Annotated in this window: 15 protein-coding genes and 1 pseudogene; 8 read left to right on the forward strand and 8 right to left on the reverse strand. The window is 71.3% G+C overall.

Annotated features, from left to right (window positions below):
- Positions 1-4 precede the first annotated feature (4 nt).
- From EIM48_RS02715 to cysD, 3 genes are all read right to left on the reverse strand, one after another.
- Positions 5-1,108 carry an efflux RND transporter periplasmic adaptor subunit gene (locus EIM48_RS02715; protein WP_050992140.1) on the reverse strand — a complete coding sequence of 368 codons (1,104 nt, stop codon included), beginning with the start codon at positions 1,106-1,108 and terminating at the stop codon, positions 5-7.
- Between the two features lie 100 nt (positions 1,109-1,208).
- Positions 1,209-3,179 (reverse strand): sulfate adenylyltransferase subunit CysN, encoded by a 1,971-nt coding sequence (gene cysN / locus EIM48_RS02720; protein WP_050992141.1) that lies wholly within the window; start codon positions 3,177-3,179, stop codon positions 1,209-1,211.
- Positions 3,179-4,090, reverse strand: a complete 912-nt coding sequence (gene cysD / locus EIM48_RS02725) for a sulfate adenylyltransferase subunit CysD (RefSeq protein WP_028914575.1) — start codon at positions 4,088-4,090, stop codon at positions 3,179-3,181. The genes cysN and cysD overlap by 1 nt, the downstream gene beginning before the upstream one ends.
- Before the next feature lie 230 nt (positions 4,091-4,320).
- On the opposite strand from cysD, the gene EIM48_RS02730 reads away from it, so the two are divergent.
- The 3 genes from EIM48_RS02730 to EIM48_RS02740 all read left to right on the forward strand — a co-directional run bounded on the left by EIM48_RS02730 (position 4,321) and on the right by EIM48_RS02740 (position 8,742).
- Positions 4,321-6,177: an assimilatory sulfite reductase (NADPH) flavoprotein subunit gene (locus tag EIM48_RS02730; protein ID WP_019397948.1), complete on the forward strand. Its 1,857-nt coding sequence runs from the start codon at positions 4,321-4,323 to the stop codon at positions 6,175-6,177.
- A 70-nt stretch (positions 6,178-6,247) separates the two neighbouring features.
- Positions 6,248-7,969: an assimilatory sulfite reductase (NADPH) hemoprotein subunit gene (cysI, locus tag EIM48_RS02735; RefSeq protein ID WP_125111028.1), complete on the forward strand. Its 1,722-nt coding sequence runs from the start codon at positions 6,248-6,250 to the stop codon at positions 7,967-7,969.
- A gap of 32 nt (positions 7,970-8,001) precedes the next feature.
- On the forward strand, positions 8,002-8,742 hold the full coding sequence (locus EIM48_RS02740) for a phosphoadenylyl-sulfate reductase (RefSeq protein WP_019397950.1): 741 nt from the start codon (positions 8,002-8,004) through the stop codon (positions 8,740-8,742).
- Positions 8,743-8,767: 25 nt separating this feature from the next.
- On the opposite strand, the gene EIM48_RS02745 is transcribed toward EIM48_RS02740, so the two are convergent.
- Positions 8,768-9,151 carry a DUF6165 family protein gene (locus tag EIM48_RS02745; protein ID WP_125111029.1) on the reverse strand — a complete coding sequence of 128 codons (384 nt, stop codon included), beginning with the start codon at positions 9,149-9,151 and terminating at the stop codon, positions 8,768-8,770.
- Positions 9,152-9,313: 162 nt separating this feature from the next.
- Between EIM48_RS02745 and EIM48_RS02750 the strand changes: the two genes are divergently transcribed.
- Positions 9,314-9,535 (forward strand): hypothetical protein, encoded by a 222-nt coding sequence (locus EIM48_RS02750; protein WP_125111030.1) that lies wholly within the window; start codon positions 9,314-9,316, stop codon positions 9,533-9,535.
- Between the two features lie 59 nt (positions 9,536-9,594).
- Here the strand turns inward: EIM48_RS02750 and EIM48_RS02755 are convergent, their stop codons facing one another.
- Positions 9,595-10,578 (reverse strand): LysR family transcriptional regulator, encoded by a 984-nt coding sequence (locus EIM48_RS02755; protein WP_019397953.1) that lies wholly within the window; start codon positions 10,576-10,578, stop codon positions 9,595-9,597.
- 206 nt (positions 10,579-10,784) lie between these two features.
- On the opposite strand from EIM48_RS02755, the pseudogene cobA reads away from it, so the two are divergent.
- Together cobA and cysK are read left to right on the forward strand one after the other, a co-directional pair.
- Positions 10,785-11,567 (forward strand): annotated as a pseudogene (cobA, locus tag EIM48_RS02760) (uroporphyrinogen-III C-methyltransferase); the annotation flags it as partial.
- 31 nt (positions 11,568-11,598) lie between these two features.
- Positions 11,599-12,558, forward strand: coding sequence for a cysteine synthase A (gene cysK / locus EIM48_RS02765; protein WP_019397955.1), 960 nt, complete (start codon positions 11,599-11,601; stop codon positions 12,556-12,558).
- A 72-nt stretch (positions 12,559-12,630) separates the two neighbouring features.
- Here the strand turns inward: cysK and EIM48_RS02770 are convergent, their stop codons facing one another.
- Positions 12,631-14,142, reverse strand: coding sequence for an acetyl-CoA hydrolase/transferase family protein (locus tag EIM48_RS02770; RefSeq protein ID WP_125111032.1), 1,512 nt, complete (start codon positions 14,140-14,142; stop codon positions 12,631-12,633).
- Between the two features lie 314 nt (positions 14,143-14,456).
- Here EIM48_RS02770 and ppa point away from each other — a divergent pair, with 314 nt between their 5' ends.
- Positions 14,457-14,996 (forward strand): inorganic diphosphatase, encoded by a 540-nt coding sequence (gene ppa / locus EIM48_RS02775; RefSeq protein ID WP_125075870.1) that lies wholly within the window; start codon positions 14,457-14,459, stop codon positions 14,994-14,996.
- A 199-nt stretch (positions 14,997-15,195) separates the two neighbouring features.
- Positions 15,196-16,305 carry an HDOD domain-containing protein gene (locus EIM48_RS02780; RefSeq protein ID WP_026010381.1) on the forward strand — a complete coding sequence of 370 codons (1,110 nt, stop codon included), beginning with the start codon at positions 15,196-15,198 and terminating at the stop codon, positions 16,303-16,305.
- Positions 16,306-16,360: 55 nt separating this feature from the next.
- Here EIM48_RS02780 and EIM48_RS02785 read toward each other — a convergent pair whose 3' ends face one another.
- Together EIM48_RS02785 and EIM48_RS02790 are read right to left on the reverse strand one after the other, a co-directional pair.
- Positions 16,361-16,951, reverse strand: a complete 591-nt coding sequence (locus EIM48_RS02785) for a DUF4136 domain-containing protein (protein ID WP_037034283.1) — start codon at positions 16,949-16,951, stop codon at positions 16,361-16,363.
- A 135-nt stretch (positions 16,952-17,086) separates the two neighbouring features.
- A complete protein-coding gene (locus EIM48_RS02790; protein ID WP_158675191.1) occupies positions 17,087-19,702 on the reverse strand; it encodes a TonB-dependent receptor in 2,616 nt (871 codons plus the stop codon).
- Positions 19,703-19,734: the final 32 nt, after the last annotated feature.

The following is a 19,734-nucleotide window of genomic DNA, read 5'->3' on the forward strand; positions in this document are numbered from 1 at the left end:
CGGCTCAGCCCTGGCCGCCCGCGCCGGCGCCGGCGGCATGGCCGGCGGGGGCCGCGGCCCCGCCTTCGGCCGCGGCCGGCGCGGCGGCATCGACCACCTTCACCCCCGGGCGCAGCTTGCCGGTGCCCTCGACCACGATGCGGTCGCCGGCGGCCAGGCCCTCGGCGATCTCGGCCAGCCCCTCGCGGCGCAGCCCGGTGCGCACCGGCACCTGCTCCACCACGCCCTCGCCGTCGACCCGGTACACGAACGAGTCGCGGCCCACCTGCACCACCGCCAGCTCCGGCACCACCAGCGCCTCGCGCGGCGGCTGGAACAGGCTCACGTCCAGCAGCATGCCCGGGCGCAACAGGCCTTCGGGGTTGTCGAACTCGGCGCGCACGGTCACCGCGCGGGTCTGCGGGTCGATCCGCGCGTCCACGGTCTGCACCCGGCCCTCGAAGCTGCGGCCGGGCCAGGCCGCGCCGCGGGCGCTGACCACGGCGCCCTGCGCCACCCGCGACAGCGCCGCCTCCGGGACCTGGAAGTCGACGTAGACCCGGGAGATGTCGTCCAGGGTGGCGATCACCGCGTTGGGGGTCAGCAACGCGCCGGGGCTGACCTGGCGGATGCCCAGCACGCCGGCGAACGGCGCCCGGATCTGGCGGTCGCCGATGTCCGACTGCATCTGCCGCACCCGTGCCAGGGCCGCGTCGCGGGTGGCGCGCTGGGTATCGAGGGTGGCGCGCGAGACCAGCTGCTGCGCGGCCAGGCTCTCCAGGCGGCGGAACTGCTGCTCGGCCTCGGCGGCGGCGGCCTCGGCCTCGACCAGGGCGGCGCGCTGGGCGTCCACCCGCAGGGTCACCAGGGGCTGGCCGGCGGCCACCTTCTGCCCGCTGTCGAAGTGCACCTGCTCGACGATCTCGCTGACCTTGGCGCTCAGGGTCACCGACTCGCGGGCACGCACCGTGCCCAGGCCCTGGACGGTATCGCTCCACGGCCGCGGCTGGACCACGGCGGTGGTCACCGGGATCGCGGCCCCGCCGCCGCGGGCGGCCGGCGCCTGGCGGTCGCAGCCGGCCAGTGCCAGCAGCCCGCACAGGAGCAACGCCGGGATTCGTGCCGCCATCGATCGCCTCGCTGGATTCATGCGCAAACCGCGGAGTGTAGCCAGCGGGCGTGAACGGCTGTATGTGGCTTTGGTTGGCCCCCGCCCCCGGGAACTTCCGCTATGGCTGCAGGTCCAGTGCCGCCAGCACCCGCGCGACCAGCGCCTGCGGGTCCTCGCGGTCGGCGTGCAGGTGCACCTCGGGTGCCTCCGGCGGCTCGTAGGGCGAGTCGATCCCGGTGAAGTTCGGGATCAGCCCGGCCCGGGCCTTGCGGTACAGGCCCTTGACGTCGCGCGCCTCGGCCACTTCCAGCGGCACGTCCACGAACACCTCGATGAACTCCCCCGGGGCGAAGCGCTCGCGCGCCATCCGCCGCTCGGCGCGGAACGGGGAGATGAAGCTGACCAGCACGATCAGGCCGGCGTCGGCCATCAGCCTGGCCACCTCGGCCACGCGGCGGATGTTCTCCACCCGGTCCTCGTCGGTGAAGCCGAGGTCGCGGTTGAGGCCGTGGCGGACGTTGTCGCCGTCCAGGACGAAGGTGTGGTAGCCCAGCGCATGCAGGCGCTTGTCCACCAGGTTGGCCACGGTGGACTTGCCGGCGCCGGACAGGCCGGTGAACCACAGCACCCTCGGCACCTGGCCCTTGATCCGGGCGCGGGCGGCCTTGTCCACGTCCAGGTGCTGCCAGTGCACGTTGTCGGCGCGGCGCAGGGCGAAGTCCAGGGTGCCGGCGGCGACGGTGTCGTTGTTCTGGCGGTCGATCAGGATGAAGCCGCCCAGGGTGCGGTTCTCCGCGTAAGGCGCGAAGGCGACCGGCTCCTCCAGGCTCAGGTTGCAGTAGCCGACCTCGTTGAGCTGCAGGCGCTTGGCCGCCAGGTGCTCCTGGGTGTTCACGTCCACCCGGTGCTTGATCTCGCTGATGCTGGCGGCCACGGTGCGGGTGCCGATCTTCAGCCAGTACGGCCGGCCCGGCAGCAGCGGGGCGTCGCTCATCCACAGCAGGTGGGCGGCGAACTGGTCGGCCACCGCGGGCGGGTCGCCGGCGGCGGCGATCAGGTCGCCACGGCTGACGTCGATCTCGTCGGCCAGGGTCAGGGTCACCGCCTGGCCGGCCTCGGCGCGCGGCAGCGGGCCGTCCGGGCCCAGCACCTGGGCAATGGTCGAGCGCCGCGCCGAAGGCAGCACCACCACCGGGTCGCCCGGGCGCGCCACGCCGGCAGCAATCGTGCCGGCGAAACCGCGGAAGTCCTGGTTGGGCCGGTTCACCCACTGCACCGGCAGGCGCAGGCCGGTGCGGGCCTGGCCGTCTTCGACCTCCACCGACTCCAGGTGCTCCAGCAGCGCCGGGCCGTCGTACCACGGGGTGTTGGGCGAGCGCCGCAGCAGGTTGTCGCCTTCCAGCGCCGACAGCGGGATCACCTGCACGTCGGGAATGCGCAGCTGCGCGGCAAGTTCGCGATAGCCGGAGGCGATCGCCTCGAACACGGCCTGGTCGTAGCCGACCAGGTCCATCTTGTTCACCGCCAGCACCACGTGGCGGATGCCCAGCAGCGAGACGATGTAGCTGTGGCGGCGGGTCTGCGCCAGCAGGCCCTTGCGCGCGTCCACCAGGACCACGGCCAGGTCGGCGGTGGAGGCGCCGGTGGCCATGTTGCGGGTGTACTGCTCGTGGCCGGGGCAGTCGGCGACGATGAACTTGCGCTTGTCGGTATCGAAATAGCGGTAGGCCACGTCGATGGTGATGCCCTGCTCGCGCTCGGCGGCCAGGCCATCCAGCAGCAGGGCGTAGTCGATGCGCCCGCCCTGGGTGCCGTGGCGGCGGCTGTCGGCCTCCAGTGCCGCCAGCTGGTCGTCGAACAGGCGCTTGCTCTCGTACAGCAGCCGCCCGATCAGGGTGCTCTTGCCGTCGTCGACGCTGCCGCAGGTGATGAAGCGCAGCAGCGGCTTGCTTTCGTGCTGGCGCAGATAGAGTGAAACCGCGCTATCCGCGCCGTCATTGGTGATTGGTGATTCGTGATTGGAAGAAGCAACGGCGGTGGCCTGCGCCTTCGAATCACCAATCACGAATGACGAATCACTGCTGCCCATCAAAAATACCCCTCGAGCTTCTTCTTCTCCATCGACGAGGACGGGTCGTGGTCGATCACCCGGCCCTGGCGCTCGGAGGTGGTGGCCACCAGCATCTCGGCGATGATCGCCTCCAGGCTGTCGGCTTCCGATTCGATCGCGCCGGTCAGCGGGTAGCAGCCGAGGGTGCGGAAGCGGACCTTGCGCATCCGCGGCACCTCGCCCGGCCGCAGCGGCAGGCGCTCGTCGTCGACCATGATCAGCGCGCCGTCGCGCTCGACCACCGGGCGCTCGGCGGCGAAGTACAGCGGCACCACCGGGATCTTCTCGCGGTAGATGTAGAGCCACACGTCCAGCTCGGTCCAGTTGGACAGCGGGAACACGCGCACGCTCTCGCCGCTGCGCACGCGCGCGTTGTACAGGTTCCACAGCTCCGGGCGCTGGCGCTTGGGGTCCCAGCGGTGGTGCTCGTTGCGGAACGAGAACACCCGTTCCTTGGCCCGCGACTTCTCCTCGTCGCGGCGCGCTCCGCCGATGGCAGCGTCGAACTTCCACTTCTCCAGCGCCTGCTTCAGGCCCTGGGTCTTCATCACTTCGGTGTGCACGCTGGCGCCGTGGCTGACCGGGCCGATGTCCTGGGCGATGCCCTCGGGATTGACGTGCACCCGCAGTTCCACGCCGGTCTCGGCCGCGCGGCGGTCGCGGAAGGCGATCATCTCGCGGAACTTCCAGCGCGTGTCCACGTGCAGCAGCGGGATCGGCGGGATCGCCGGGGCGAACGCCTTCAGCAGCAGGTGCAGCAGCACCGAACTGTCCTTGCCCACCGAGTACAGCAGCACCGGGTTGCGGAACTCGGCCGCCACCTCGCGCAGGATGTGGATGCTCTCCGCCTCCAGGCGGTCGAGGTGGGACAGGCGGTGGGAAAGGCTCATCTGCGACCTGGGGAATGGGGCCGCGGCAGGCGTTGCCGGGGCGCTTCGCAGTACCGGCCCGCATGGAACGGGGGGCGTGCGATGGAGCCGCAGTATCCGCACGCGGGCCCGCGCAGATGAAATAAGCGGCGAGCATAAGCCAATAACCACAAGCCGTTTCAATAGCGGGACCGGGCTTCCTACCATCGGACTCCCGTCGAGTTGCGACTGCGTCCACAAGGCCCCTGCCAATGACCGCTGCGTCCCCCGCCTTTCCGCCCGGTCCGCTCGACGAGGACCGCAAGGTCCTGCTGGCGCGGCTGGTGGAAGGCCTGGATGCGCCCGCGCTGTGGTGGCTGTCCGGCTACACCGCCGGCCTGGCCCAGGGCCACGGCGCGCCGCAACTGGCGGTGCTGCCCGGCGGCGGCGCGGCCGCGGCCCCGCAGTCCGGCCAGCGCCTGACCGTGCTCTACGGCAGCCAGACCGGCAATGCCCGGCGCGAGGCGGAGAAGCTGGCCACCGCCGCGGAAGCGGCCGGCCTGGCGGTGCGCCTGGTGCGCGCCGACGCCTACCCCACCCGCGAGCTGGCCAGCGAGCGCCTGCTGTACATCGTCATCAGCACCCAGGGCGAGGGCGATCCGCCGGACGACGCGATTGGTTTCACCGAGTTCCTTTCCGGCAAGCGCGCGCCGAAGCTGCCGGAGCTGAAGTACGCGGTGCTGGGCCTGGGCGATACCAGCTACGCCGATTTCTGCGGCATCGCGCGCAAGCTGGACGCGCGCCTGGCCGAACTGGGCGCGCAGCGCATCCACGACCTGGGCCAGGCCGACCTGGACATCGACAGCGTCGCCGCGCCCTGGCGTGAAGCGGCCCTGGCCAAGGCCGGCGAACTGCTGCGGGCCGCCGCGCCTGCGTCCGGCGCGCACCTGGCTACGGTCACCCCGCTGCGGCCGGCCGCGGCCGGCTGGTCGCACGAGCGCCCGTTCCCGGCCGAGGTGCTGGCCAACCAGCGCATCACCGGGCGCGAGTTCCGCGCGGTCGGTTTCCGCAAGTACGGGCCGGTGGAGAAGGACGTCCGCCACATCGAGCTGTCGCTGGAAGGCTCCGGCCTGGCCTACGAACCCGGCGATGCGCTGGGCATCCGCCACCGCAATCCCGAACCCCTGGTGGCCTCCGTGCTGGAGGCCGCCCGCCTGGACGGTAACGCTGCCGTCACCATCGAAGGGGAGACTCTGCCCCTGCACGAGTGGCTGGCCACCCGGCGCGAGCTGACCCGGCTGTCGCGACCGTTCCTGGCCGCGCATGCCGAGCGCTCCGGCTCCGCGTCGCTGCGACAGCTACTCGACCCGACCCAGCCTGCCGGCCTGGCGGCGCTGCTTGCGGACCACCAGCTGGTGGACGTGCTGCGTCGCTGGCCGGCGGATTGGGACCACCAGGCCCTGGTGGCCGCGCTGCGGCCACAGGCCCAACGCCTGTACTCCATCGCCTCCAGCCGCAAGCGCGTCGGCGAGGAAGCGCACCTGACCGTGGACGCGCTGCGCTACCACGCCCACGGCCACGACCACCTCGGCGCCGCCAGCGCCTTCCTGGCTGCGCTGGAGGAAGGCGCGCAGGTACCGGTGTACGTGGAGCCGAACGAGCGCTTCCGGGTCCCGGCCGATGCCAGCCGCGACATCATCATGATCGGCCCGGGCACCGGCGTGGCCCCGTTCCGCGGCTTCGTCCAGGAGCGCGCCGAGACCGGCGCCAGCGGCCGCAACTGGCTGTTCTTCGGCGCCCAGCACTTCAACACCGGTTTCCTTTACCAGGTCGAGTGGCAGGAAGCCCTGCAGCGCAAGGAACTGCATCGCCTCGACCTGGCCTTCTCCCGCGACCAGCCCGCCAAGGTCTACGTGCAGGACCGGCTCCGCGAGCGCGGCGCCGAGCTGTACGCCTGGCTGCAGGACGGCGCGCACCTGTACGTTTGCGGCGCGATCGCCATGGGCAAGGACGTGCATGCGGCGCTGCTGGACGTGGTTGCCGCGCACAACGGCGGCGACCGCGAAGCGGCGGCCGAATACCTCACCACGCTGCAAGCCGAAGGGCGCTACGCCCGCGACGTCTACTGACCCGATCCGGTTCAACGGAAACACGTCCCCCAATCCCGAATCACCAATCACCAATCACCAATCACTTTCCATGAGCCACCCCTCCGTCGAAGACATCAAGATCAACAGCCGCGGCCTGCGGGGCACGCTGCTGGAGGGACTGGCCGACCCGGTCAGCGGCTCGCTGTCGTTCGAGGACCAGCGCCTGGTCAAGTTCCACGGCACCTACCAGCAGGACGACCGCGACATCCGCGACGAGCGCCGCCGCCAGAAGCTGGAACCGGCGCACCAGTTCATGATCCGGATCCGCGCCCCGGGCGGGGTCTTCACCCCGGAGCAGTGGCTCAAGCTCGACGCCATCGCCACCCGCTTCGCCAACCACTCGCTGCGCATCACCACCCGCCAGACCTTCCAGTTCCACGGCGTGGTCAAGCGCGAGCTGAAGGCGACCATGCAGGCCATCAACGCCGCCGCGCTGGACACCATCTCCGCCTGCGGCGACGTCAACCGCAACGTGCTCGGCTGCAGCAACCCGCTGCTGTCCGGCCTGCACGCGCAGGTGCACGAGTGGGCGCAGAAGCTGTCGCTGGAGTTCCTGCCGAAGACCCGCGCCTACTACGAGATCTGGCTGGACCAGGAGAAGCTGGCCGACAGCGGGCAGGAGGAAGAGCCCCTGTACGGCAAGGCCTTCCTGCCGCGCAAGTTCAAGATGGCCGTGGCGGTGCCGCCGGTGAACGACGTGGACGTGTTCGCCAACGACTTCGGCCTGATCGCCATCGACGACGGCGCCGGCGGCCTGGCCGGCTTCAACGTCACCATCGGTGGCGGCATGGGCGCCAGCCACGGCGATCCGAAGACCTATCCGCGCCTGGGCAACGTGATCGGCTTCGTCGCCCCGGAGCAGGCGATCGACATCGCCCGCGCCGCGCTGGTGGTGCAGCGCGACCTGGGCGACCGCGTGGAGCGCAAGCACGCGCGCTTCAAGTACACCATCGACGACCACGGCCTGGACGCGATCGTCGCGCGCATGCAGGAACTTGCCGGGTTCCGCCTGCAGCCGGCGCGGCCGTTCCGCTTCGAGCACAACGGCGACCGCTTCGGCTGGATCGAGGGCGAGGACGGGCGTTGGCACCTGACCCTGTCGGTCCCGTCGGGGCGCATCGCCGACCGCCCCGGCGCGCCGCACCTGACCGGCCTGCGCGAGATCGCCAACGTGCACCGCGGCCAGTTCCGCCTGACCGCCAACCAGAACCTGATCATCGCCAACGTGCCGGCCAGCGAGCGCAAGCGGATCGACGCCCTGGTGCGCGACCACGGCCTGGACCTGGAGAACCGCGCCCCGACCGCACTGCAGCGCACGGCCATGGCCTGCGTCGCCCTGCCCACTTGCGCCCTGGCCATGGCCGAGGCCGAACGCTACCTGCCCGACTTCGCCGCCAGGCTGCAGCCGGTGCTGGAGAAGCACGGCCTGGCCGACGCGCCGATCCTGCTGCGCATCTCCGGCTGCCCCAACGGCTGCTCGCGCCCCTACCTGGGCGAGATCGCCCTGGTCGGCAAGGCCCCGGGCCGCTACAACCTGATGCTCGGCGCCGACCACCGCGGCCAGCGGCTCAACACCCTCTACCGCGAGAACATCACCGAGGCGCAGATCCTCGAGGCGCTGGAACCGCTACTGGCGCGCTATGCCGCCGAGCGCCAGCCGGAGGAGCGCTTCGGCGACTTCCTGCACCGCGCCGGGCTGGTCGCCCTGCCGTCCTATCCCACCCACGTCCAGGTCGGGCCCGCCGAAGCGGCCGTGCCCGTCCCCGCCTGAGCCATGCCGCATCCGCACCGGAGCGCCCCCCCATGAGCACCAATGCCGTTCCCGACCAAGCCGCCAACAGCGCCGATGCCAGCCCGGTGCTGGACCTCGACGCGCTGAACCCCAGGCTGGAAGCGATGGACGCCGAGGCCCGCGTGGCCTGGGCGCTCGAACACGGCCCGGCCAACCACGTGCTGTCCTCCAGCTTCGGTGCCCAGGCCGCGGTCGCCCTGCACATGCTCACCGCGCAGAAGCCGGACATCCCGGTGATCCTGGTCGACACCGGCTACCTGTTCCCGGAGACCTACCGCTTCGCCGACGAGCTGGCCGAACGGCTGAAGCTCAACCTCAAGGTGTACCGTCCGCTGATCAGCCGCGCCTGGATGGAAGCGCGCCACGGCCGCCTGTGGGAGCAGGGCGTGGAAGGCCTGGACAACTACAACCAGCTGCGCAAGGTCGAGCCCATGCGCCGCGCCCTGGACGAGCTACAGGCCGGCACCTGGTTCACCGGCCTGCGCCGCAGCCAGTCGGCCAGCCGCGCCAACACGCCGATCCTGCAGTGGCGCGGCAACCGCCTGAAGGTCAGCCCGATCGCCGACTGGAGCGACCGCGACGTGTGGCAGTACCTGAAGAAGCACGACCTGCCCTACCACCCGCTGTGGCACGAGGGCTACGTTTCCATCGGCGACTTCCACACCACCCGCCGCTGGGAGCCGGGCATGAAGGACGAGGACACCCGCTTCTTCGGCCTCAAGCGCGAGTGCGGGATCCACGAGGACATCTGAGGGTTGGCGAGCGGGCCGGAAAACCTCAGCGGTACTGCTTTTCCTCGACGAACTGCGAACCGGCCAGGCGGTTGATCTCATTCTTGTAGCCGACGCGCTCGCCATTGCGCGCGGCCACCGCGCGCGCCAGTTCGATGAATTCGGCGCCAAAGTCCTGGGCCGCTTCCTTGGCGCGCAGCGCGTCCTGCACGTCCCACATGCGCTCGTTGACGCCGCGCAGCCTGGCCTTGAGCGCGGCCAGCTCGGCCGAGCCGCCTTCCAGCGGCTGCCACAGCGGCCGCAGGCCCTCCAGCTCGCGCACCACGTTGGCGCGCTTGTCCGGGTCGGCGATGCGCTCGGCCTTGATCTCCAGGATCGTGATCTTGTCGACGAGCTCCCCGACCGAAACGGGGACCATGATGGTGTTCATGCGGCTTCTGCTGGCGGTGGGGTGGCCAGTTTACCGGAGGGCCGCAGCGGGCCGCGTGGCAGGCGCCCCGGAAAAACCTGCGGACACTGCCGCCCGGGCACGACACGGCATCCACCGGCGCCGGCGCAGACTGCCGGCGACCTGGATACCCGCGGAGGCGACATGGCACGCGAGCACGGCGGGAAAGGCATTTCCTTCACGACCGGCATCGCCCTGGGCATCGCCATCGGCGCGGCGATCGGCGTGGCGATGGACAACGTGGCGCTGGGCATCGGGCCGGGCATCGCCATCGGCATCGCCCTGTCGCTGGCCACTTCGGGCAAGCGCACCAGACCCGGGGACGAAGCCGGAACCAGCAGGAACCGCGACGACGGGAGGTCCTGATCGCCGGCCTGTGGCTGCCGGCCCTGCATCACCAGACGCCATTGCCCTGAGGGCGCGGCTCAGCTGGTGATCGTCTGGGTCAGGGATTCCCAGGTCGGCGGCGGCGGCCAGTCGGGCTCCTGGTTGCCGTCCAGCACCCGGCGCAGGTCGCGCTTGTCGATCTGCGGCGCCAGTACGTGCACCAGCTCCAGCGCGTAGTCGCGCAACACCCGCTCGCGCGGCAGCACCGCCCAGGCGATGCACTCGCTGACCTCCGGCGGCGCCGGCCAGCCGCGCAGGTCTGTATCGCCGGTGCTCACCGCCATTTCCGCCAGCAGGCCCACGCCCAGCCCGGCGCGCACGTAGGTCTTGATCAGGTCCGCGTCCAGCGCGGTCAGCGCGAGGTTCGGCTCCAGGCCCACCGAGTGGAAGGCGCGCTGCAGCGAGGATTCCGGGCGCACCGAGGATTCATAGCTGATCAGCGGGTACTTCGACAGCTCGTGGATGTCGGGCGCGCGCCCGGCGCGGTCCAGCGGATGCCCGCGCGGCACCAGCGCCAGCCGGCGCCAGCGGTACAGCGGCACCGCCACCCCGCCCTGCGGCTCGCTGCCGGCGGTGCTGACCACGGCCATGTCGGCATCGCCCTGCGACAGTAGGTCCAGGGCCACGCCTTCGGCCGACTGCTGCAGGTGCACGCTCACCTGCGGGAAGTCGCGCTTGATCCGCGCGATCGCCGGCGGCAGCACGAAGCGCGACTGGGTGTGCGTGGTGATGATGGTCAGCTGGCCCTGGTTGTCGCGGCGCTGGTTGGCGGCGTAGGCGCGGATGTTGGCGGTCTCGGCCAGGATCACCCGCGCCCGCTCCAGCACCTCGGCGCCGGCCGGGGTGATCGATTCCAGGCTGCGGCCCTTGCGCACGAACAGCAGGAAGCCCAGCTCGTCCTCCAGCTGCTTGAGCTGTTTGGACAGGCCCGGCTGGGTGGCATGCACGCGCGCCGCGGCCAGGGTGATGTTCAGCCCGGCGTCGGCAATGGCGACCAGATAGCGCAGCTGGGTGAGCGTCATGGCGCGGTACCGGCGATGGCATGGCGGGGTGTTGCGGACTGTAGGGCAATCCGCGCCCCAGCCTTATAACCCGAACGCATGAGCTTTGCCCGGCAAGTTATTTCCGCCGGTCATGAGGCGGGCGTACGGTCGGCTTCCCTTCCTGCGACCGTACAGCCGTGAGCCTGTCGCCCACCGCCGCACCGTCTTCCGGCTCCCCCCTGGAACTGGCCCCGGGCAGCGTCGCCCTGGTCGGTGCCGGGCCCGGCGATCCGGGACTGCTGACCCTGCACGCCCTGCGCGCGCTGGAAGCCGCCGAGGTGCTGCTGCACGACCGCCTGGTCGGCGCCGGGGTGCTGGCCCTGGCCAATCCGCAGGCGCTGCGGGTGGAGGTCGGCAAGTCCGCCGGCAACCACAGCATGCCGCAGGAGGAGATCCACGCCCTGATGCTGCACCACGCCCGCGCCGGCCGCCGCGTGGTCCGGCTCAAGGGCGGCGACCCCTTCGTGTTCGGGCGCGGCGGCGAGGAGCTGGAATTCCTGCGTGCGCACGGCATCCCCTACCAGGTGGTGCCGGGCATCACCGCGGCGGTCGCCTGCGCGGCCTATGCCGGCATTCCCCTGACCCACCGCGACCACGCCCAGTCCCTGCGCCTGGTCACCGCGCACTGCCGCGACTCGGCCGACACCCTGGACTGGGAGGCGCTGGCCCAGGAGCGCCAGACCCTGGCCGTGTACATGGGCGTGGCCGCGCTGGAGCAGTTGCAGCAGCGCCTGCTCGCCGCCGGGCGCGACCCGGCCACGCCGTTCGCCCTGGTGGAAAACGGTTCGCGCCCGGAGCAACGGGTGGTCGCCGGCACCCTGGCCGACCTGGCGCAGACCGCGCGCGCGCATGCGGTGTCTTCACCGGCCCTGCTGATCCTCGGCGAGGTGGCCGCGCTGGCCGCCCGCCTGCACTGGTTCGGCGCCCCGCCGCGGGGCGCGCCCGCGGCGCTGGCGCGCGCCGCCTGATTTCCATCCCGTCACGACAACGGAACTTCACATGGCCATCTACGACAGCATCCTCGACACCATCGGCCGCACTCCGGTCGTCCGCCTCAACCGCATCGCCCCGGAGGGCATCGAGCTGTACGCCAAGGTCGAGGCCTTCAACCCGGCCGGCTCGGTCAAGGACCGCCTGGCCCTGGCCATCGTGCTCGACGCCGAGGCCAAGGGACTGCTCAAGCCGGGCGACACCATCGTCGAGGCGACCTCCGGCAACACCGGCGTGGCGCTGGCGGCGGTGGCCGCGGCGCGCGGCTACAAGTTCGTGGCCACGATGGTGGAGACCTTCTCGGTCGAGCGCCGCAAGCTGATCCGCGCCTACGGCGGCAAGGTGATCCTGACCCCGGCGGCCGAGCGCGGCAGCGGCATGGTGCGCAAGGCCGAGGAGCTGGCGAAGAAGCACGGCTGGTTCCTGGCGCGCCAGTTCGAGAACCCGGCCAACCCGGCCTACCACCGCCAGACCACCGCCGCCGAGATCCTGCGCGACTTCGCCGGCCGCCGCCTCGACCACTTCGTCAGCGGCTGGGGCACCGGCGGCACCCTGACCGGCGTGGGCGAGGTGCTGCGCGTGGCCCGCCCGGAGGTGAAGATCACCGCCGCCGAGCCGGCCAACGCCTCGCTGCTGGCCGGCGGCGAGTGGAAGCCGCACAAGGTGCAGGGCTGGACCCCGGACTTCGTCCCCTCGGTGCTCAACCGCGACGTGGCCGACCGCATCCTCGGCGTGACCGACGACGAGGCCATCGCCACCGCGCGCCGCCTGGCCGCCGAGGAAGGCATCTTCGTCGGCATCTCCGCCGGCGCCACCGTGGCCGCCGCGCTGAAGGTGGCGGCCGAGGCCCCGGCCGGCTCGGTGCTGCTGGCCATGCTGCCGGATACCGGCGAACGCTACTTCTCCACCCCGCTGTTCGAGGGCGTCAACGAAGGCTCGGACGACGAGTGGCTGGAGTCGCTGGGCTGATCCGGCCGCACCGGCAGGGACGAAGAAGGGCGGCCACTGGCCGCCCTTCTTCGTCTGCCACCGCGAAGGCCGTCAGGCCTTCATCGTCCCCGTCTCCAGGTAGCGCTGGTGCCAGGACAGTGCCTCGGCCAGCAGGTGCGGGGTATGCCGGCCCTTGCTGTCGCGCAGGGCGCTGTCGTAGTAGTCCTGCAGCATCGGCCGGTAGTCCGGGTGCGCGCAGTTGTCGATGATCGCCCGCGCGCGCTGCTTGGGCGACAGCCCGCGCAGATCGGCCAGGCCCTGCTCGCTGACCAGCACCGCCACGTCGTGCTCGGTGTGGTCGACGTGGCTGACCATCGGCACGAAGGCCGAGATCGCGCCGTTCTTGGCCGTGCTCGGGCTCAGGAAGCAGGACATGAAGCCGTTGCGGGCGAAGTCGCCGGAGCCGCCGATGCCGTTGATGATGCTGGTGCCGCAGACGTGGGTGGAGTTCACGTTGCCGTAGAGGTCGGCCTCGACCATGCCGTTCATGCCGATCACGCCCAGGCGGCGCACCAGCTCGGCGTGGTTGGAGATCTCCTGCGGGCGCAGCACGATCTTCTCGCGGTACAGGTCGATGTTGCGCGCGAACTCCTCCACGCCCTCGGGACTGAGCGAGAACGAGGTGGCCGAGGCCATGTCGATCGTGCCGTTGCCGATCAGGTCGAGCATGCCGTCCTGGATCACCTCGGTGAACGCGGTCAGGCCACGGAATCCGCCGTCGTGCAGGCCGGCCAGCACCGCGTTGGCGATGTTGCCCACGCCCGACTGCAGTGGCAGCAGGTGCTCGCCCAGGCGCCCGGCGCGGATCTCGTGGCGGAAGAACTCCACCAGGTGGCCGGCGATGGCGCGGGAGACGTCGTCGATCGGGGCGAAGCGGCCGATGCGGTCCGGCGCGTCGCTCTCCACCACCGCCACGACCTTGTCCAGGTCGACCTTGAGGTAGGGCTCGCCGATGCGGTCGCCCGGGTGGGTCAGCGGGATCGGCTTGCGCTGCGGCGGCTTGGCGGTGCCGTAGTAGATGTCGTGCATTCCCTCCATGCCGCGCGGCTGGCGGTGGTTGACCTCGATGATCACCTTGTCGGCCAGGTCCAGCCAGGTCTTGTTGTTGCCCACCGAGGTCGAGGGCACCAGGCGGCCGTCGGGCAGGATCGCGGTGACCTCGACGATGGCCAGGTCGATGCGGCCGAGGAAACCGAACAGCGCATGCTGGGCGACGTGGCCCAGGTGCACGTCCATGTACTCGATCTGGCCGCCGTTGATGCGGCCACGCAGTTCCGGATCGGACTGGTACGGCAGGCGGAACTCGATGCCGCCGGCGCGCGCCAGCACGCCGTCCAGTTCCGGCGCTGTCGACGCGCCGGTGAGGATGCGGATGGCGAAGGATTCGCCGCGCTCGTGCGCCGCCTCGATGCGCGCGGCCAGCGCCTGGGGCACGGCCTTGGGATAGCCGGCGCCGGTGAAGCCACTCATGCCCACGGCCATGCCGGGCTGGATCAGGGCAGCGGCCTGCTCCGCCGACATGAGCCTGGAAGCCAGGCCGGCGTGGGCAATACGCTCGTTCATGATGCAGGGGGTCCAACGTCGGGGGGGGGAGAATCGCCCGATTCTACCGGTCCCGGGCCCCCGGCCTGCCGCCGCGGCCGCGGCGCGCCCATGCGCTTTTCGGCTAATTGCACCGCGGCCCCGGCTGTGCGCACCGGGGATTTGCGTGATGCGCGGCACGCCCCGGGCCGTGCCTGGCCGCGCGGGAGCCCGCCGCGGCGCCCCGCCTCCGGGCCGCGCCCGCCCCGGAGGGCCCTGCCATCGTGCGTTGTGCAATGCAATACCGCAGCGCGTAAAATGGCCGGATTCACCCAACCGATGGAATGGAGTCACTGATGGGCCTCGACCAGGTCAATTCCGGACGCAACCCGCCCGAGGAAATCAACGTCGTCATCGAGATCCCGAAGGACTCCGAGCCGGTCAAGTACGAGGTGGACAAGGAAAGCGGCGCGATCTTCGTCGACCGCATCCTCTCCACCCCGATGCGCTACCCGTGCAACTACGGCTACGTGCCCAACACCCTGTGCGGCGACGGCGACCCGGCCGACGTGCTGGTGGTGCTGCCGCTGCCGCTGGTCCCGGGCTCGGTGGTGCGCTGCCGCCCGGTGGGCGTGCTGAAGATGAGCGACGAGGCCGGCGGCGACGAGAAGATCCTGGCCGTGCCGGTGCCCAAGGTGTTCGCCGGCTACGCCCACGTGGAGAACATCAACCAGGTCTCCAGCCACTGGCTGGAGCGCATCGGCCACTTCTTCGAGCACTACAAGGACCTGGAGAAGGGCAAGTGGGTCAAGGTCGAGGGTTGGGGCGACGCCGAGGAGGCCCGCCGCATCCTGGTCGAGTCGATGGAACGCGCCAAGGCCAAGGGCGAGGCCTGATCGCCACCGGGTGCGGCACGGCCGCACCCATCGCGCGCCGGCGGTCCGCCGGCGCCGCCGGACCGCCAAATGCGGCACACTTCCCGGCAGTGCCGTGCCCGGGGTGCCGGCAGTCCTGAAGATTCCTGCGCGGTTATCCGCTACCGTGCAGGGGCGGGCCCCGGCACGCCCTGGCTGGACGATCTTCGTGGAGGAATGAGTGCGCATCCTGTTCGTCGGTGACGACGTCGTGTTTCCTGCCGACCTCGTGGAACTGGTCGGTGACATGGGAGAGGACTGGGATGTCCACCGTTGCCCGGATGGCGGCTCGGCCATGGCCCACGTGGCCGCGGTCGAGGTCGACGTGGTCCTGGTGCCGCCGGCGCTGCCGGACATGCCGCCGGCCACCCTGCTCGGCCAGGTCCGTACCCTGAGGCCCTCCACCTCGCGCATGGCGGTGATCGAGAACTCGGCCACCCCGCCGGCGCGCATCATCGGCCTGGCCCACCGCTTCCTGCCCGCCCCCGTGGCCCCCGAGTTGCTGCTGGAATCCATCGGCAGCCTGGAGGAGCTGCGCGAGCTGGTCGACAACCCGCAGCTGCGCGACGGCATCGGCCGGGTCGAGCAGCTGCCCTCGCCGCCGCAGCTGTACCTGCGCCTGATGCACGCGCTGGAGAACGACGAGGACACCAGCGCCGCCGACATCGCCGCCCTGGTCGCGGCCGACCCGGCGATCGCGGCCAAGGTGCTGCAGCTGTGCAACTCAGCGTTCTTCTCCTCCGGGCGCACCGTGACCGACCTGCGCGCCGCGGTGACCCGGCTGGGCATCGCCACCCTGCGCGACCTGGTCCTGGCCAGCGAGGTGTTCGCCCTGCCGGCCCCGGCCGGGGTGGACCGCGCGGCGCTGCAGCAGCGCGCGCTGGTGGCCTCGCGCCTGGCCAAGCGCATGCTCCCCGAATCCAGCGCCGAGCTGGGCGCCACCGCCGCCCTGCTGGCCGACATCGGCCTGCTGCTGCCCGGCGTGCGCGACGAGCGCGAGCCGGCCGCCGCCGGCGACGCGCGCCCCGGCCATACCGAGGCCGGCGCCTACCTGCTGGGCCTGTGGGGCCTGCCGATGCCGATCATCGAGGCGGTGGCGTTCCACCGCACGCCGTCGCGCTCGTCCAGCCGCAGCTTCTGGGTCACCGGCGCCACCCACGTGGCCATGGCCCTGGCCTCCGGCGAGGAGCCGGACCTGGAGTACCTGCAGCGCTGCAACGTGCTGCCGCGCCTGGAGGAGTGGCGCGCACAGGCGGACCTGCTGCTGGACTCGGCCGCGGTCGGCGCCTGAGGCGCGGCGGCCGCGGCATGCAACCGGCGCGGGCACATCCGCCCGCGCCGCCGCGTCAGCGCGGCGCGGCCCGGTACGGGTAGCGGGCGAAGATCTGGGCCACGGCCGAGTCGATCCGCGCGTCGCGCTCGGCCGGCGTGCTGCGGCTGCTGGCCTGGCCTACCGCCACCCCGGTCCACACCAGCCGGTTTTGGCGCGCGTCCACCAGGTCCACGTTGAGCGTGCCTTCGGTGTAGCGGCGCACGCTGGTGCGCTCGCGCCAGTACGGCACCGCCACGTAGCTGCGGGCGCGGTAGCTGTAGTAGTAGTCGTAGTCCACCTCGGGGATGGTGCTGACGTCGGTGCGTTCCTGCAGGTAGGCGTTGAGGTTCACCCACAGGTCCGGGTCGCGCTCGTCGTAGACGTAGCCGCGCGCCTCCAGCTGCGCGCGTGCGGCCTGGCGGATGCGGTTGCTGGTGGGGGTGGAATAGCCGCGCGACTCGATCGCCAGCGGCGAATAGAAGGCGAAGCTGCGGTAGCGGCCGAAGTCGGCCGAAGGATCGGCCTCGCTGCTGATCCGCGGGCCGCTGGCACAGGCCGCCAGCAGCAGCATGGCCGCGGCCGCCAGCACGGCGGCGGCGCGGGGGATACGGAGGAAGCGGACCATGGCGTGCTCCTGCGTCCCCCGGGAGGGAGGACCTGGCGCCGGATGATCCGCGCCGGCCCGTGAACGCGGCGCCAGCGCGCGCCGAAAAAAAGACGGGGAGGCCTTGCGGCCTCCCCGTCCCTCCCCCTGCAGGCCTCAGAACTTCTGCGAGACGCGGAAGTACACGGTGCGCCCGTAGGCGTCGTAGAGGTGGAAGTTCCAGGGCTGGTTGTCGTAGCCGACCAGCTCCGGGTAGCGGTCGCCGGCGTTGTTCACGCCCAGGCTCAGGCTGCCGTTCCACGGCGCGTTCCAGGTCAGGTTGAGGTCGTGGGTGGTGTAGCTGCCCACGCGCACGCCCGGACCGCTGGTGATGAAGCCGTAGGGCGGGACCTCGCCCGGGTTCTGCTGGCTGCCGATGTAGTTGATGTTCCAGGCGAGGTTGAAGTCGCCGCGGCTCCAGGCGTTGCGCCAGGTGGCGCGCAGCTTCGGCTGCGTGACCCAGCCCAGCGGATCCTTGCGGGTGTCACCGTCGACCACGGTGTACTCCAGCACCCGCGCCACCTGCAGCCAGCTGTCCACGCGGCCCCAGGCGAGGTTGCCGGAGGCACGCAGGTTCAGGTCCAGGCCGCGGGTATCCAGCTTGCCCTCGTTGACGAAGGCGGTCTGGATCTCGCTGATGGAACCGTTGCTGCGGCGCTTGACCCAGGTGTGCTCCGGCAACGGCTGGCCGGCGTTGTCCAGGCCGACCAGCTCGCGGAAGGAGATCAGGCGGATGCGGTCGTCGATCTGGATCCGGTAGTAGTCCAGGGTCAGGTTGAACCAGTCCAGCGGATCCCAGGCCAGGCCGACGCTGAACTGCCGCGAGTGCTCCGACAGCAGGTCCGGGTTGCCGGTCTGGTAGGAATCGACCTGGTAGGCGACCTCCTCCTCGTTCTCCGGGCCGTCGGCGATGTTGTCGCCGTTGGCGTCGCCGCCGCACAGCACCGGCGAGAAGCCGGTGGCCACGCAGGTGCGGTAGTCGGAGATCGGCTCGGCGCTGAACGCGCGCTGGCTGTGCACGTAGGGCAGCGCCGGGGCGCGGAAGCCCTCGCCCACCGAGGCGCGCAGGGTCAGGTTGTCCAGCGGCTGCCAGCGCAGCGACAGCTTCGGCGAGACGTCGCTGCCGTAGTCGTCGTAGCGGTCGTAGCGCGCGGCCAGGGTGAAGTCGAAGTCCTGCGCCACCGGCAGGTACCACTCGGCGTAGGCCGCGCTGACCTTGCGCCGGCCGCCGGCGGTGTTGCCGGCCGAGCCGGCCACCGCGCCGGACTCCGACAGCGCGTCGTAGACGTCGGCGTAGTCCTCCCGGCGGTGCTCCACGCCCAACGCCACCGCCGAGGTGCCGCCTGCCATCTGGAACAGGTCCAGCGCCGCGCTGGCGAACATCTCGTCGACGTTGAACTTGCCCTGGCGGTTGGTGGTGACGGTGAAGCCCTTGACCACGTCCGGGTCGGCGAACGGATCGGCGACGTTGTAGCTGCCGTCGGCGGCGGCCTTCTCCGCCAGCGGGGTGACGATGTAGCCGCGGCCGATGTCGGAGGAGCTGGCGCGGCTGGTGCGCAGGCCGAAGTCCAGGGTCAGGCGCTCGCTGGCCATCCAGCTGGCGCCCAGCTGCACGTCGACGGTGTCGTTGTCGATGAAGTTGTCGCGGTTGCCGGCCGCGGCGTAGCGGTGGTAGATGAACGCGCCCAGGCCGTCGCCCTTGACCGGGTCGTTGGGGCTGCCCTCCTCCACGTACAGCACGCCCGGGGTCGGGGCGAAGCGGCCGAAGCTGCTGGCCTTGCTGTAGCTCAGCGCGGCATTGACGCTGAAGCTGGGGCTGACGTCGTACTGGCCGCGGGCGAAGAGGGCCTTGTTGCGGACCGAGGCGTCGCTGGCGGCCACGGCGTTGTAGTCGTAGGCGCAGGTGTCGCCGTTCATCCAGAAGCCGTCGCTGTTGCAGGCGAAGCCCGGCAGCGCGCCGCCGTACTCGCCTTCCTCGCCCGGCGCGTCCGGGTCCTCGATGTAGTAGTTGTTGCCGTAGCCGGAGCCGCCGCGGACGTCGCCGCCGATCTGGTCGCGGCTGAAGACGATGCCGCGCGCGTTGTACGAGGCGCCCATCAGCAGGCTGCCGCGCTCGGAGCTGGTGCCGAACAGCAGCGAGGCCTCCTCGGTGTCGCCGCCGCGCACCGCCGGGTTGCCGCGGCCGTAGCGCACCTCGCCACCCTCGAAGTCCTTGCGCAGGATGATGTTGACCACGCCGCCGATGGCGTCGGAGCCGTACAGCGCCGAGGCGCCGTCGGACAGGATCTCGATCCGTTCCACCGCCGCCAGCGGGATGGTGTTGAGGTCGGCCGCGGTGCCGGTGCTCGGCGCGTACGGCGCGCGGCGGCCGTCGACCAGCACCAGGGTGCGGTCGGCGCCGATGCCGCGCATGTCCACCTCCGACACCGCCTGGGCGCTGCTGCCCGAGCGCGGGCGGAAGCTGCCGAACGCGGCGAAGGAGCTGTCGCGCAGCAGCTCGGCCACCGAGATGTCGCCGCTGGCGTCGATCGTGGCGCGGTCGATCACGGTGACCGGGACCGCGCCCTCGATGTCGGCGCGCTTGAGGCGCGAGCCGGTGACGGTGACCCGGTCCAGGGTCTGTGCCTCGCCGGCGGGGCCTTCCTGTGCGGCGACGCCGCTGGCGGCCAGGGCGCAGGCGATGCCCAGCGGCAGCGCCGCCAGCCGCGATGCGGCGCGTGGATGGTGTTTCATGGGTGTTCTCCGGTCCGTTAGGGGTTTGCGAA

Source organism: Pseudoxanthomonas sp. SGNA-20 (genome assembly GCF_003931635.1).
In the GTDB taxonomy this organism is placed as follows: Bacteria; Pseudomonadota; Gammaproteobacteria; order Xanthomonadales; family Xanthomonadaceae; genus Pseudoxanthomonas.